Raw genomic sequence first — 13,709 nt, 5'->3', positions numbered from 1 at the left:
GGGGAAGCTGGGTGTATCGAGGGGGTGGATTCTGCACGACATTTGGGGCGCTGTCGCGCCGCTACCTTCACAAAACACTTTCAGGCGAGCAATGCAACCGACTTGATTTGTGCGTATACCGCCAGACCGGGGCGAATCGACAGGTTTTCAGCCGAGCGCCGCGTGATTCGGGCAAGCAGCGGCGTGCCTGCAACATCCAGCTTGATCAGCACATGACCCGGTGTGGTGGTGGGGGCCACTTCAACAACAGTGGCGCTGACGCTGTTCAGAATGCTGCTTTGCTCCTGGGGGACCAGTGCCAGGCTGACGTCGCGGGCATGAATGCGGCAGCGTATTGGCGTGCCGGGTGCTTCGCCGTGGCGGGATACGAAAATGGCGCCGCCCGGGAAGCTCAGTCGTGTCAGGTCATGAGCTTCATGCGCGGCAATCGTTGCCTGAATCACGACACCGGCGTCGTCGGCAAAGATACCGGGTAGATCGATGCGCGACAGCACGTCGTTCAGCGGTCCATCGGCAATCACGCGACCTGCGTCGAGCAAGACCAGATGATCGGCCAGACGTGCGACTTCGTCGGGGGCATGGCTGACATAAATGATCGGGATGGCCAGTTCGGCGTGCAGCCGTTCGAGATAAGGCAGGATTTCAAGTTTGCGCTTGAGATCGAGGGCGGCGAGAGGCTCGTCCATCAATAGCAGCGTGGGCGCAGCGAGCAGGGCGCGGGCAATGGCGACGCGTTGGCGTTCTCCGCCCGAGAGTTGTTCCGGCGAACGTTCGAGGAGCGGGGTGATGCCGAGCAATTCGGCAATTTCAGGCAAGGCGAAGCGGTTTGCTGCGGTCGACGCCCTTTTTTGCCCATATTCCATATTGCCGCGCACGGAAAGGTGCGGAAACAGGCTGGCTTCCTGAAAAACTACACCCAGCGCGCGCTGATGCGTCGGGACGAAGTGGCCACGGGATTCATCCTGCCAGACCTGTTCGCCCATCGAGAAATAGGCATGGCGAGCACGTTCAAGGCCGGCCATGGCTCGCAGACAGGTGGTTTTCCCCGAGCCGGAATGGCCAAACAGCACGCTAATGCCGCTGCCTGGCAGCGTCAGGTCGACATCCAGCTGGAAGTCCTTGCGGTCGACGCGAAATTTGGCCCGGATTTGACGGTTCATAGGACTTTTTGCCGATTCGGGCTGTAGGCGTACAAACCCAGCAAGACGATGAAGCTGAACAGCAGCATGCCGGCAGAGAGCCAGTGCGCCTGGGTGTATTCGAGTGCTTCGACATGGTCGTAAATCTGGACCGAAACGACGCGCGTTTTATCCGGGATGTTGCCGCCAATCATCAGCACGATGCCGAACTCACCGACCGTATGGGCGAAGCCAAGAATTGCCCCGCTCAGGAAACCGGGTTTGGCCAGTGGAACGACGACCGACCAGAACGCATCCCAAGGGCTGGCACGCAAGGTGGCGGCGACTTCCAGCGGACGTTCTCCGATAGCTTCGAAAGCATTGCGGATCGGCTGCACAACGAAAGGCAAAGAGTAGAACACCGAGGCGATGACCAGTCCGGGAAAGGTGAAGGGCAGCAAGCCGATCCCCAGAGCCTGGGTCAGATGGCCGACCGGACCATTCGGCCCCATGGCCAGCAGGAGATAGAACCCGAGAACCGTGGGGGGCAGCACCAAAGGCAGGGCAACGACTGCACTGGCGATGCCCTTGAAGGCGGAGCGGGTGCGCGCCAGCCACCAGGCGATCGGTGTGCCGATCAGCAGCAGCAACAGCGTGACCGTCGTGGCCAGCTTGAGGGTCAGCCAGAGCGCGGCGATGTCGGCAGAGGGGACGATGCTTTCCATGGGGAGCCGGTCAGTGCAATTGATATCCAAAAGATGGATGGCTTGTGTGAGGGCCAGAAAAGTCGCGGATGATTTGACTGCCTTGTGCGGGTTTTCCGGTCAACGGACGGATGTTGGCACAAAAACGACGGGCCGGAATAGCCGTGAGCGACTTTCAGGCTGCCCGCCGGCCTGATTATTCGCTGCCGTCCTCACCCAAACCGTATTTCTTGATCTTGTCGTGAAGGGTGGTCTTGGCGACAACCAGCGCTTCTGCTGTCCGGGCCAGGCTGCCGTGGCGGCGCAGGGCATCGGCGATCAGGGCGCGTTCGAAAGCCTCGACCGTTCCTGAAAGCGGAGTAGGGCCGTCACTTTGCGGCTGGCCGAAAGGCGGCGATCCGCTTTCGATGCCCAGTACGCAGCGGTCGGCCACGTTGCGCAATTCACGGACGTTGCCCGGCCAGTGATAGCCGACCAGCTGGCGCACACGGCCGGCCGAGGTTTCCGGAACCGGGCGCTGGTGGCGGGCCGAGGCTTGCAGCAGGAAATGCTCGAACAGCAGCGGAATATCCTCGCGCCGCTCGCGCAAAGGCGGCAGGCTCAGCGTGGCGACACTGAGGCGGTAATATAGGTCATTGCGAAAGCCGCCGCGCGCCGAAAGATCCAGCAAGTCTTCCTTGGTGGCGGCGATGACGCGGCAGTTGATCGGAATGGTCGTGTTCGATCCCAGGCGCTCCAGCGTTCTTTCCTGCAGCACGCGTAACAGCTTGATCTGCATGGCCAGCGGCATGCTCTCTATCTCGTCGAGAAAGAGCGTTCCGCCGCTGGCGTATTCGATCTTGCCGATCCGGCGCTTGGCCGCCCCGGTGTAGGCGCCGGCCTCATGGCCGAATATTTCGCTGTCGAACAAGGTTTCCGGCAGGCCGCCGCAATTGATCGCCACGAAATTTCCATCGCGGCGCAGGCTGGCATCGTGCAGGCAGCGGGCAATCAGCTCCTTGCCGGTCCCGGTTTCGCCGTGAATCAGCACATCGGCGGCACTGTCGGCGAGGCCGAGCAGCATCTGGCGAACCTTCTGCATGCCGGCCGCCCGGCCAATCAGCTTGCTTTCGAGTTGATTGCGTTGGTCGAGCTGGCGACGCAGGTTGCGAACCTCCAGCACCAGACGGCGTTTTTCCAGGGCGCGGCGGACAACTTCGACCAGGTATTCCGGGGCAAAGGGTTTCTGGATGAAATCGTAGGCGCCATCCTTCATCGCCTGTACCGCCATCGAAATATCACCGTGGCCGGTGATCAGAACAACGGGAAGTTCCGGGTCGATGAGCAGCGTTTCACGCAGGAAAGCCATGCCGTCCATTTTGGGCAGCCGGATATCGCTGACCACAATGCCGGGGAAATCGTGGCCGAGGCGGCGCCTGGCCTGCTCGGCACTGCCGACGCACTCGGTTGCGATGCCTTCGAGTTGGAGGGCCTGCTCGCAGCCAAGGGCGACGTCCGGGTCATCCTCGATGATCAGTACTTTGAGTGTTTCGGTCATGGTTTTCGGGGTTCCGCGGTCAACGGGATTTCCAGGGTGAAAATGGCACCGCCGGCCGGGTGGTTAGCGCCACTCAGCGTACCGCCAAAATCGCGCACGATGCCGGCCGAAATGGTCAGGCCGAGGCCCAGGCCCACGCCGGCTTCCTTGGTGGTAAAGAAGGGTTCGAACAAATGGGCGAGGGCTTCTTCGGCCAGTCCGGGGCCGTGGTCGCGAACGGTCAGGCGAGCTTGCTGGCCGATGGTTTCACAGCTGATTTCGAGGCACGGCGCGCTTTGTCCATCCATTGCATCAAGGGCATTGCCGATCAGGTTGACCAGCACCTGCTCCAGCCGGTTGGCGTCGCAGAGCGAGAACGGTTCGGGCAGCGGGCAGTGGCGAATGATATTGATGCTGCGTTCGCTCAGACGCTGTTCGAGCAGGGCGAGCGCGTTATCCAGCGCACTGCACAGCGCCACCGCTTGCAACTGGCCGCTTGATTTCCGGGCAAAGGCGCGTAGTTGTCCGGTGATCAAGCCCATGCGGTCGACCAGTTGGGCGATTCGTTCGAGGTTGGCGCGGGTCGTCGTCAGGTCGCCCCGGTCGAGAAAGCGTACGCCGTTGCCGGAAAGCGTGCGCAGCGCAGCCAGCGGTTGATTCAGTTCGTGGGCGATACCGGTCGATAGTTGTCCGATGACGGCGAGCTTGCCGGCCTGGACCAGTTCATCCTGAGCGGCTCGCAATGTCCGTTCGGCCCTGATCCGTTCGGCAATTTCATCCTGCAGCAAATGATTGGCGGCCGACAGGTCGGCGGTGCGTTCATCGACCTTACGTTCCAGTTCATCATGTGCTTGTTGCAGCGCCTCCCTGGCGGCCAGGCGGTCCTTCAGGTGGCGCCGGCGTTCGTCGAGCATCAGGCCGAGCATGAACAGGAAGGCAGCACCGACGCCGGCCAGTGCTGCACGGCTTTGGGCAATGTCGTCGACCTGTTCAAGGTGCGAGAGGACGGTCAGTGTCCATGGCGTGCCGGGCAGCGGGCGCGATTGCGCCAAAAAACGGCCTGCAATGGGGTAGACCGTGACCATCTCCGGGCCTTCCTTGGCAATCCGGACCAGGCGTGCGCCGTGGTCGAGTTCCTGTATTTCCTTGAGGCCGAGCGGTTTCAGGGCACGCCGGTTGTATTGCTGGGTCTGGTCAAAGGCGCTGCGCGTGTTTTCGTCAAGCGGCCGCAGCGTGGTGAATTTCCAGTCAGCGACCGAGCCCAGAATGACCACACCGTTTTCGTCGGTCACCATGACCGGCGCCTCGACGGTGCTCCATGATTTTTCCAGTTGCTCAAGGCTGACCTTGATGACGGCCACGCCTAATGTCCGGCTTTCGTCCGCCAGGGTCGACGCCAGGTAATAGCCGGGTTCGCCGCGGGTTGTTCCGATGCCGAAAAAGCGGCCGTTGCCGCTGTCGATCGCTTCACGGAAATAGGGGCGGAAGGAGAGATCTTCGCCAATGAAACTATCGGCCCGGCGCCAGTTGCTTGAAGCCACAACATGGCCGCTGGCATCGATGACATAGATCGACAGCGTGCCGGCACGATCATTCAGTTGTTCAAGGTAGGCGTTGACTTGCGGTGCCAGCTTGTTGCCCACCGGTTTCCTGAGCAGATCAAGGACGTCGCGTTCAAGCCCGAGCGTGCCGGGAAGAAAGGCATATTTGCCGATCTCGCGTTCCAGGCTGGCGGTGTAGAGGTCCAGCCGGTGCAGTCCGGTGGCTTGCAGGTCGGCAATGCCCAGTTGCTGGGCGATGCGGTGCGCAGCGAAACTGCTCAGGCCCATCAGCACGAGAAGCAGGATGAAAATCGGCAGGTGGCGCAGTGAGCGGCGGCTGGACATGGTCGGCAAGCGGTGGAGTTGCGTATGGTAGCAGGGCTTACAGCAGGTCGATCAGTTGCTTGGCGATCAGGATGCAGACAACGCCCAGAAAGGCTTTGCGGATGAATCCGGCACCATGTTTCAGTGCCAGTTGGGTGCCGACCTGGGCGCCTGCCAGATTGCAGACGGCCATGGTCAGGCCGACGGCCCACAGGATAGGGCCGTGACTGGCAAAAAAGCCGATGGCTGAAATGTTGGTTGCGACATTGACCACCTTGGCGCTGGCCGAAGCGCGTACAAAATTCATGCCGAACAGGCGAACGAAGCCGAAAATCAGGAAGCTGCCGGTGCCGGGGCCAAAAAATCCGTCATAGATGCCGATGACGAGTCCAAAGAGTGCGCCCAGCCAGGCGTCGCGCGGGCTGGCTTCGCGTTCTTCGCTCTGGCCGAGGTCCTTGCGCATGAAGGTATAAATCGCAACGGTCAGCATCATGACGACGACCAGCGGGCGCATCGCTTCGCGTGAAATCCAGGCCACCAGTGCGGCACCGATCCAGGCGCCGAGCAAGGCGGTTGCCGTCGCCGGCAGGACAATCCGCCAGGGAATGCTGACGGCTCGGGCATAGCGCCACAGCGAGGCGCTGGTGCCGGCAATGCTGGAAACCTTGTTGGTCCCGAAAAGCGTGGGGATGGCCGTTTGAGGAAATGAGGAGAGCAATACAGGAATCTGGATGAGGCCGCCGCCCCCGACGACGGCATCGACCATGCCGGCGAAGAAAGCTGCGGGAGCGAGAATGAACCAGTCGATTGTCATGATTTGCCAAAAAAAGGACCCGGTGCAAAGCGCACCGGGTCATTAAAATGGTTCGACTCGAGGGAAGCCGAACCGAGGAGAGGGTACATGTCAGGCAGCAGCGGGAACGAGTTCTTCCCCTTCGACCGGCAGGGCTTCGTCGGCATCGGCCAAGGTTTCATCAACCGGGACGATGGCGTTTTCCCACTTGGCGACGACGGCCGTGGCGATGGCGTTGCCCAGCACGTTGGTCACGGTGCGGCCCATGTCAAGGAAGTGGTCAATGCCAAGAACCAGCAGCAGGCCGGCTTCCGGCAGGCCGAACATCGGCAGAACGGCGGCCACGACGACCAGCGATGCGCGCGGTACGCCGGCAATCCCCTTGCTCGACACCATCAGCACCAGCAGCATGGTGATCTGGGCGGTCAGGGTGAGCGGGATGTTGTAGGCCTGGGCGACAAACAACGCGGCAAAAGTGGTGTAGATCATCGAACCGTCGAGATTGAAGGAGTAGCCCAGCGGCAAGACAAAGCTGGTGACGCGGTTCTTGATACCGAACTTTTCCAGTTGCTCCATCAGCTTCGGATAAACCGATTCGCTGCTGGCAGTTGAAAAACCGACCAGCATCGGACCGCGGACCAGTTTGAGCAGGCGGAAAACATCCTTGCCGAGGACAAAATAGCCGGCTGTGATCAGGACGATCCAGAGTGCAGCCAGGGCGGCGTAGAAGCTAATCAGCAGTTTGCCGAAAACCATCAGCATGCCGAGGCCTTGCAGGGTAATTGCGCCGGCAACGGCACCAAAAACGCCGACCGGGGCAAAACGCATGACGTAGTCGGTAACCTTGAGCATGACGTGGACGATTTCTTCCATCGTGCATACCAGGCTGCGGGCTGTCTGGTTATGCAGATGGCCCAGTGCCAGGCCGAAAAAGACGGCGAAAACGAGAATCTGCAGGATTTCATTGGCCGCCATCGCTTCGAAGATGTTCTTCGGGAAAACGTGAGTGATGAAATCCTTCAGGTTCAGGGCGCTGGTTTTCAGGCTCAGGGCACTGCCTGTATCCGGCAATGCCACGCTCAGTCCTTCACCTGGACGCAGGATGTTGGCAAAGACGAGGCCGAGCAGCAGCGAGCAGAATGATGCACCGACGAACCAGCCGAGTGCCTTGGCACCGATCCGGCCGACGGTCTTGGAATCGCCCATGCCGGCCAGGCCGGCAACCAGCGTTGCAAAAACGAGCGGGGCGATGATCATCTTGATCAGGCGCAGGAAAATGTCGGTCAAAATACCGAAATAAGATGCAATTTCCTTGGCCTGGGCCGGGCTGGATGCCAGCGTATTGCAGGCATAGCCGACAATGACACCGAGCACCAGGGCGATACCGATCAGGGTAGTCAGCCGGTTCATTTTCATGATGTTTTTCCTTGTTTTGAAAATTGGACGAATTCAGCCGTTCAAGCGGCGTGGGTCGGAATCATTTGCGGCCGGGTCAGCACTTCCGGGCGCAGCACTTCTGCGAGTTGTTCGGGACTCATCAGCTTGCGTTCGAGGACGATTTCAGCAACGCCGCGACCGCTCAGGTGCGCTTCAGCCGCAATCTCGGTGGCATTGGCGTAACCGATGTAGGGATTGAGTGCGGTGACGATGCCGATCGAGCGCTCGACACTGGCGCGCAGGGTTTCACGGTTGGCCGTGATGCCATCGACGCAATGGTCGGCCAGCGCCTTGCAGCCCTTGCGCAGGTGCAGCACGCTCTTGAACAGGCTGTGGGCGATGATCGGCTCGAAGGCGTTGAGCTGCAGCTGGCCGGCTTCGACCGCGAAGGTGACGGTGGTGTCGTTGCCGATGACTTCGAAGGCGATCTGGTTGACCACTTCCGGAATCACCGGATTGACCTTGCCCGGCATGATCGACGAGCCAGCCTGACGCGGAGGCAGGTTGATTTCGCCGAAACCGGCACGTGGACCGGAGGAGAGCAGGCGCAAATCGTTGCAAACCTTGGAAAGCTTGACGGCAACGCGCTTGAGCACGCCGGAAAGCTGCACGAAGCTGCCGCAATCCTGGGTCGCTTCGATCAGATTGGGGGCGGTCACGACCGGCACGCCGCTGATTTCGATCAGGCGACGGCAGACCAGCGGGGCGTAGTCGGGGTGGGCGTTGATGCCGGTACCGATCGCGGTGGCGCCGAGGTTGATTTCACGGATCAGCAAGGCGGCTTCCTTGAGGCGCTCTTCATCTTCGCCGAGCATCACGGCGTAGGTCGAGAATTCCTGGCCGAGCGTCATCGGTACGGCATCCTGCAACTGGGTGCGGCCCATCTTCAGCACATCGGCGAATTCTTCGGCCTTGCGCTCGAACGAGCGGCGCAGGTAGGCCATGGCGTCGACCAGGCGGAAAATGCCGACGTAGGTGGCCAGCTTCAATGCGGTCGGATAAACGTCGTTGGTCGACTGACTCATGTTGACGTGTTCGTTCGGGTGCAGGTGCTTGAACTCGCCCTTGGCATGGCCGAGGATTTCCAGCGCGCGGTTGGCGATCACCTCGTTGGCATTCATGTTGGTCGAGGTGCCGGCGCCGCCCTGGATCACATCCACCACGAAATGATCGTGCCACCGGCCGTCGATCACTTCCTTGCACGCAGCGACGATGGCGTCGCAGCGCTTTGCGTCAAGCAGGCCGAGCTGTTGATTGGCTTGGGCTGCTGCTTTCTTGATCTGCGCCAGGGCGCGGATCAGGTCGGGATAGACGGCGATTGAAATGCCGGTAATGTCGAAATTTTCGAGGGCGCGCAGCGTATGGACACCGTAATACGCTTCGGCGGGGATTTCTCGGTCACCGAGCAGATCATGCTCGATACGGTGGGATGTCAGCTTGTTCATTTTGTCTCCTGTTCATCGTTGTTGGCCGAGCAATTCTTGGCATTCGGCTATTCTCTTAATGCATGGTGCGTGCCAGCTTCTGGAAATGATCAGGTGACTGATTTTTATGGGGTTTATTGGGTGGTGTTTTACCCCGGTTTCGGTTTTCCGATGTTTTGGCTGCGACGGCTGTTCGGTTTTCCGAACGACTGCGGTGGTGGTCAATTAAATCCGGGATAGCCTTGCTTCGTTTGCCATCAGCCTGGTGTTGCGTTTCATATTGGGCAAAAACGCAAGCGAGCCGTGGTGGTTTATGCAATTTGCTGCCCATCGTCCGACCGTTTTGTTTTATCCTCACGGGCGTTGTTTTCACCTCGAATCGGCCTTCGCGCTGATTGCCCATCCTTATCAAGGCAAGGTTTGATATGAATTTCGGCTTCAAAGGATTTATGACTTTTCTGGCGCGGCTACTTTCTGTGGCCTGTCTGCTTGTTTCCCTGCCTGTGCTGGCAAATGATGGCGGAGGCAGCGCCGCGCCCGAGCCGCAGGTTTTCACGGTCAACGTCGGTGAGGGCAAGTATTTGCAGTTTGGCGTCGTTTTCGAAACCGCCACGCCGGAAGCAGGCCATGAACTGGCGTTGTACAAGCCGAAGATCAGGCATGCCATCATCCTCATGCTCTCCGGAGTCGATGTCGAGGAACTGCGTAGCCTGAAGGGCAAGAAAGCGCTGGCCGGCGAGATCATCGAAACGGCCAATCACGTCATCCACGAAACCGAAAAAACCGGTGTCAAGGAAGCGCTTTTCACCAGCTTCATCATTCAGTAGTTATTGATTTCAGGCAGTTTCCAAGCGGTTTGTTGCTATTTTGTTGCAGTGCACAAAATTGCTTGACAAGGTAATTCCATCCGTTAGAATGAAATCATGCTGCGGTGCACCATTGACGCCGCAAAGATTACCCCAACCCTACGGAGAAAATTACCATGATGTTCAAACCTGAAGATTTCGCCAAATCCGGTTTCAACTTTGCCCTGTTCTTTGCCAACACCGCTTTTGAAGGTGCTGAGCGTCTGGCTCTGTTGAACCTGGCTGCAGCCCGTTCGATTTTCGAAGCCTCGCTGTCCAACGTCACCGCCATCCTGGGTGCCAAGGATGTCAGCGCCTTCGTCAATCTGCAAAAGGGTCTGTCGGCTCCTTCCCTCGAAAAGGGTGTGGAATATTCCCGCAACGTGATCGCCATCGCCAACGAAACCAAGGAAAAGCTGGCCAAGGAAGTTGAAACCCACGTTGCAACCGCCAACGCCCAGGTTTCCGGTCTGGTTGAAAAGGCCCTGGCTTCTGCCCCGGCGGGTTCCGAAGTGGCTGTTGCTGCTGTCAAGACCGCTATCAAGACCGCCAACGAAGCTTACGAAGGTCTGAACAAGGCTGCCAAGCAGGCTGCTGATGTTGCCGAAGCCAGCGTTGCTGCTGCGACTGCCGCAACCATCAAGGCTGCCAAGGCTGCCTGATCGCTGTTCCGCTCCCCGACGGACCGGTTCGCTAACCGGTCGCCGGAAAGCCCTTGCTTAGCAAGGGCTTTTTTTATGGCTCAAGCCATGCTGGACAGGGCATCCATCAGTTCATCATTTCCGCCCGAATCAGCAACAAGGCCGTGCTGGGCATCGACTTCGACTGAATAACCGACGTTGCGCAAAAGCTCGGCCCAATATTCGGCATCTTCGCGCTTGTTGTGCCAGGGGCCGGCTTCGACGATCCAGCGGTCGCGATGGTCAAAACGTTTGGTCAGAACACGGAACACGCTGCCTCCTGCTTATTTCCGGCCAGCCCGGACCAGCTTGCCCTTGCCGCCGCGATTGCCACGGCAGATTTCCAGGCGCTCGCCCTTGAGCTTGCCGGCGGCGCCGTCAACCACCGGAATGATGTCATCCAGTGCGGTTTTTCCGGGGGTGGCGTCAATCAGTTTAAGGCCACGCCCCTTGGCGAGCAGGCGGATTTCATCAATGCCAAAGACCAGTGCGCGCCCGTCCTTGGTGATGCAGGCCACTTCGCCATCGGCCGGTGCCGCCATGAAGATGGCCGGGGCTTCGTTGTCGCCCAGCGTCAGGAAGGCCTTGCCGGCCTTGCCGCGCGACAGGAAATCGGCGCCCTGGCAGCGGAAGCCGTAGCCGCCGTCGGCTGCGACGAGATAGGTTTTGTCGCTGGAAACGGCGAGCGCCAGGCAGGGCTTGCCACCATCCTGGAAGTCGGTCAGCGAAGTAGCTGGCACACCATCCCCCTTGCCGCCGGGAATGTCCGAGGCGGCAATCGAGTAGGCACGGCCCTTGGTATCGAGCAAAATCAGATGGTCGACCGTGCGACACGGCAGGCAGGCCATCAGGCTGTCGCCGGAACGGAAGGTGAGTTGCGTCGGGTCGATGTTATGGCCCTGACGCGAGCGCAGCCAGCCGTGCTTGGAGACGATCAGCGTGGTTGGCTCGTCGACGATGGAGACTGTTTTGGCGTCCGACATCGTGACCTTGGCGTCGGCTTCGATCAGCGTGCGGCGGTCGTCGCCGTATTTCTTCGCATCGGCCTCGATTTCGCTGGCCACGCAGGCGCGCAGCGCCGGTTCCGAATCGAGCAGGTGATTGAGACCCTTAGCTTCTTCACGCAGTCTGGCCAGTTCCTCACCAATCTTGATGCCTTCCAGCCGGGCCAACTGGCGCAGGCGGATTTCGAGAATGTCTTCGGCCTGGATCTCGGACAGCTTGAAGTGCGCCATCAGGTCGGCCTTCGGGTCGTCCGATTCGCGGATGACCTTGATCACCTTGTCGATGTCGAGCAGGACGGCGAGCCGGCCTTCAAGGATGTGGATGCGCTTCTCGGCGGCCGTCAGGCGATGGCGTGTGCGTCGTGCCACGGTCGACAGGCGGAAACGGCACCATTCCTCGATCATGCTGTAGAGCGATGCCTGGCGCGGCGTACCGGTGACGCCGAGCACGGTCAGGTTGATCGAGGCATTGGTTTCGAGGCTGGTGTGGGCGAGCAGCATGCGGACCAGATCGTCCTGCCCCTGGCGTGAGCTGGCCGGTTCGATGACCAGACGGACGGCGTGTTCCTTGCCCGACTCATCGCGCACGCCGCTTTCCGAAATGGCCGAGAGGAAGGCGGCCTTGAGATTGAGCTGTTCCGGCGTGAACACTTTTTTGCCGGCTTTTTCCTTGGCGACCGGATTGGAGCAGGCTTCAATTTCCGACATCACGGTGGCCGTCGACACACCGGGCGGCAATTCGGTAATGACCAGCTTCCATTGGCCGCGTGCCAGGTTTTCAATTTTCCACTTGGCGCGAACGCGCAGGCTGCCGCGGCCGCTCTTGTAGGTGGCGGCGATTTCCTCGGGGCTGGAAATGATCTGCGCACCGCCCGGGTAGTCCGGGCCGGGAATCAGCGCCAGCACTTCGTCTTCGCTGAAATTCGGGTTCTTGATGATGTTGACCGCGGCATTCGCCACTTCGCGCAGATTGTGCGCCGGAATTTCAGTCGCCATGCCGACCGCGATGCCGGATGCGCCGTTGAGCAGGCAGAAGGGTAGACGCGCCGGGAGCAGGGCCGGTTCATCGTTGGCGCCGTCGTAGTTCGGCTTCCAGTCGACCGTGCCTTCGTCGAGTTCTGCCAAGAGTAGTTCGGCAATCGGCGTCAGGCGGGCTTCGGTGTAGCGCATGGCGGCGGCGTTGTCGCCGTCGCGCGAGCCGAAATTGCCCTGACCGTCGACGATCGGGTAGCGCAGGCTCCAGTCCTGCGCCATGCGCACCATCGCGTCATAGACCGAGGAATCGCCGTGCGGGTGATATTTACCGATCACGTCACCGACGACGCGCGCCGACTTCACATGGCGTGGGCTCTTGTACAGGCCCATCCGGTGCATGGCGTAAAGGATGCGGCGTTGTACCGGCTTCTGACCATCGGCAGCCGAAGGTAGGGCGCGGCCGGTGACGACGCTCATGGCGTATTCGAGATAGCGGCGGGCGGCGTAATCGGCCGGCGAGGGAATGTCCGGTGCGGCTGCGGTTGCCGATGGCGGCAGATCGGGGGGCAAATCCGGCGGTAATGCCGTTGACGGTTGTGCACCCATGGCGGGGCCCGTGACGGTGCTCTGCGGTTGATCCGCAAGCGGTTTGGCGCTGGCATCGAAAAGGTTGAGCTGGTCGGTCATGGTGTTCGGCGATTCCGGTCGGCAGGCTCGCCTGCTGAGGTCAATGGGGCAAGGTGCAAATGTTACGTGTTTTCTGATCCGGACGCTGCTCCGAGTTCGACTTGTCGGAGTTGCCGATCGCTAAAAACAGGAATGCTTACATTCCATGCATATAACTTCACCAATCATTTGGCCGATTCTGGCTAGCATGTAGCGGTGTTCCGGATTTCCGGGGCATCCTCTTGAATCAGGCTTAAAGGAATCAAAATGGGAATTTTCAGCAGCATCATGTCCAAGCTGGGTTTTGGCAGCGATTCAAAGGCGGTTAGCGATGAAACTGCCGCGCCGGCTGCCGAGTCGGCCGCTGTCGCTGTGCCGCAGGCAATCAGCGCGGTCGACGTCGTTGCCAAGCTCGAATTGCTGGCGGCGGCGCATGCCGAAAAACTGAACTGGAAGGTATCGATTGTCGATCTGCTCAAGTTGCTTGGTCTGGACAGCAGTCTGGCCGCCCGCAAGGAGCTGGCCGGGGAACTGGCTTGTCCGGCAGAAAAAATGGGCGATTCGGCACAAATGAATATGTGGCTGCACAAGACCGTGTTGCAGAAACTGGCTGCAAACGGCGGTAATATCCCGGCCGAACTGCTCTAAAAGCACGGCTGGTATTTGCCCACCAAGCCCGCGT

The 13,709-nt window shown here is 60.1% G+C and carries 13 protein-coding genes; 3 read left to right on the top strand and 10 right to left on the bottom strand.

The window, feature by feature from the left end; translation table 11 throughout:
• Window positions 1-80: 80 nt before the first annotated feature.
• The 8 genes from modC to KI614_RS09060 form a co-directional block, all read right to left on the bottom strand.
• On the bottom strand, window positions 81-1,160 hold the full coding sequence (gene modC / locus KI614_RS09095; RefSeq protein WP_226404862.1) for a molybdenum ABC transporter ATP-binding protein: 1,080 nt from the start codon (window positions 1,158-1,160) through the stop codon (window positions 81-83).
• The gene (modB, locus tag KI614_RS09090; protein ID WP_226404860.1) at window positions 1,157-1,843 is read right to left on the bottom strand and encodes a molybdate ABC transporter permease subunit; all 687 of its coding nucleotides are present in this window, start codon (window positions 1,841-1,843) and stop codon (window positions 1,157-1,159) included. The genes modC and modB overlap by 4 nt, the downstream gene beginning before the upstream one ends.
• Window positions 1,844-2,018: 175 nt before the next feature.
• On the bottom strand, window positions 2,019-3,359 hold the full coding sequence (locus KI614_RS09085; RefSeq protein ID WP_226404847.1) for a sigma-54-dependent transcriptional regulator: 1,341 nt from the start codon (window positions 3,357-3,359) through the stop codon (window positions 2,019-2,021).
• Window positions 3,356-5,224 carry a sensor histidine kinase gene (locus KI614_RS09080; protein ID WP_226404834.1) on the bottom strand — a complete coding sequence of 623 codons (1,869 nt, stop codon included), beginning with the start codon at window positions 5,222-5,224 and terminating at the stop codon, window positions 3,356-3,358. The genes KI614_RS09085 and KI614_RS09080 overlap by 4 nt, the downstream gene beginning before the upstream one ends.
• A 37-nt stretch (window positions 5,225-5,261) precedes the next feature.
• Complete coding sequence (locus tag KI614_RS09075; protein ID WP_226404832.1) at window positions 5,262-6,017, bottom strand: sulfite exporter TauE/SafE family protein; 756 nt, start codon at window positions 6,015-6,017, stop codon at window positions 5,262-5,264.
• A gap of 90 nt (window positions 6,018-6,107) precedes the next feature.
• Window positions 6,108-7,412: a dicarboxylate/amino acid:cation symporter gene (locus KI614_RS09070; RefSeq protein WP_226404830.1), complete on the bottom strand. Its 1,305-nt coding sequence runs from the start codon at window positions 7,410-7,412 to the stop codon at window positions 6,108-6,110.
• A 41-nt stretch (window positions 7,413-7,453) separates the two neighbouring features.
• The gene (gene aspA / locus KI614_RS09065) at window positions 7,454-8,878 is read right to left on the bottom strand and encodes an aspartate ammonia-lyase (RefSeq protein ID WP_226404828.1); all 1,425 of its coding nucleotides are present in this window, start codon (window positions 8,876-8,878) and stop codon (window positions 7,454-7,456) included.
• 55 nt (window positions 8,879-8,933) lie between these two features.
• The gene (locus tag KI614_RS09060) at window positions 8,934-9,260 is read right to left on the bottom strand and encodes a hypothetical protein (RefSeq protein ID WP_226404826.1); all 327 of its coding nucleotides are present in this window, start codon (window positions 9,258-9,260) and stop codon (window positions 8,934-8,936) included.
• A 46-nt stretch (window positions 9,261-9,306) separates the two neighbouring features.
• Here KI614_RS09060 and fliL point away from each other — a divergent pair, with 46 nt between their 5' ends.
• Complete coding sequence (gene fliL, locus KI614_RS09055; protein ID WP_226404824.1) at window positions 9,307-9,684, top strand: flagellar basal body-associated protein FliL; 378 nt, start codon at window positions 9,307-9,309, stop codon at window positions 9,682-9,684.
• A 155-nt stretch (window positions 9,685-9,839) separates the two neighbouring features.
• Window positions 9,840-10,364, top strand: a complete 525-nt coding sequence (locus KI614_RS09050) for a phasin family protein (protein ID WP_203466804.1) — start codon at window positions 9,840-9,842, stop codon at window positions 10,362-10,364.
• An 80-nt stretch (window positions 10,365-10,444) separates the two neighbouring features.
• Here KI614_RS09050 and KI614_RS09045 read toward each other — a convergent pair whose 3' ends face one another.
• Both KI614_RS09045 and parC read right to left on the bottom strand, forming a co-directional pair.
• The gene (locus KI614_RS09045) at window positions 10,445-10,654 is read right to left on the bottom strand and encodes a hypothetical protein (RefSeq protein WP_203466803.1); all 210 of its coding nucleotides are present in this window, start codon (window positions 10,652-10,654) and stop codon (window positions 10,445-10,447) included.
• Between the two features lie 12 nt (window positions 10,655-10,666).
• Window positions 10,667-13,048, bottom strand: a complete 2,382-nt coding sequence (gene parC, locus KI614_RS09040; protein ID WP_226404822.1) for a DNA topoisomerase IV subunit A — start codon at window positions 13,046-13,048, stop codon at window positions 10,667-10,669.
• Window positions 13,049-13,294: 246 nt separating this feature from the next.
• Between parC and KI614_RS09035 the strand changes: the two genes are divergently transcribed.
• Complete coding sequence (locus tag KI614_RS09035) at window positions 13,295-13,675, top strand: DUF3597 domain-containing protein (protein WP_226404820.1); 381 nt, start codon at window positions 13,295-13,297, stop codon at window positions 13,673-13,675.
• Window positions 13,676-13,709 lie beyond the last annotated feature (34 nt).

Origin of the sequence: Dechloromonas denitrificans (assembly GCF_020510665.1) — a bacterium.
In the GTDB taxonomy this organism is placed as follows: domain Bacteria; phylum Pseudomonadota; class Gammaproteobacteria; order Burkholderiales; family Rhodocyclaceae; genus Azonexus; species Azonexus denitrificans_B.
Note: the sequence above shows the minus strand (reverse complement) of the source record. Positions and strands in the feature narration are given on the sequence as shown.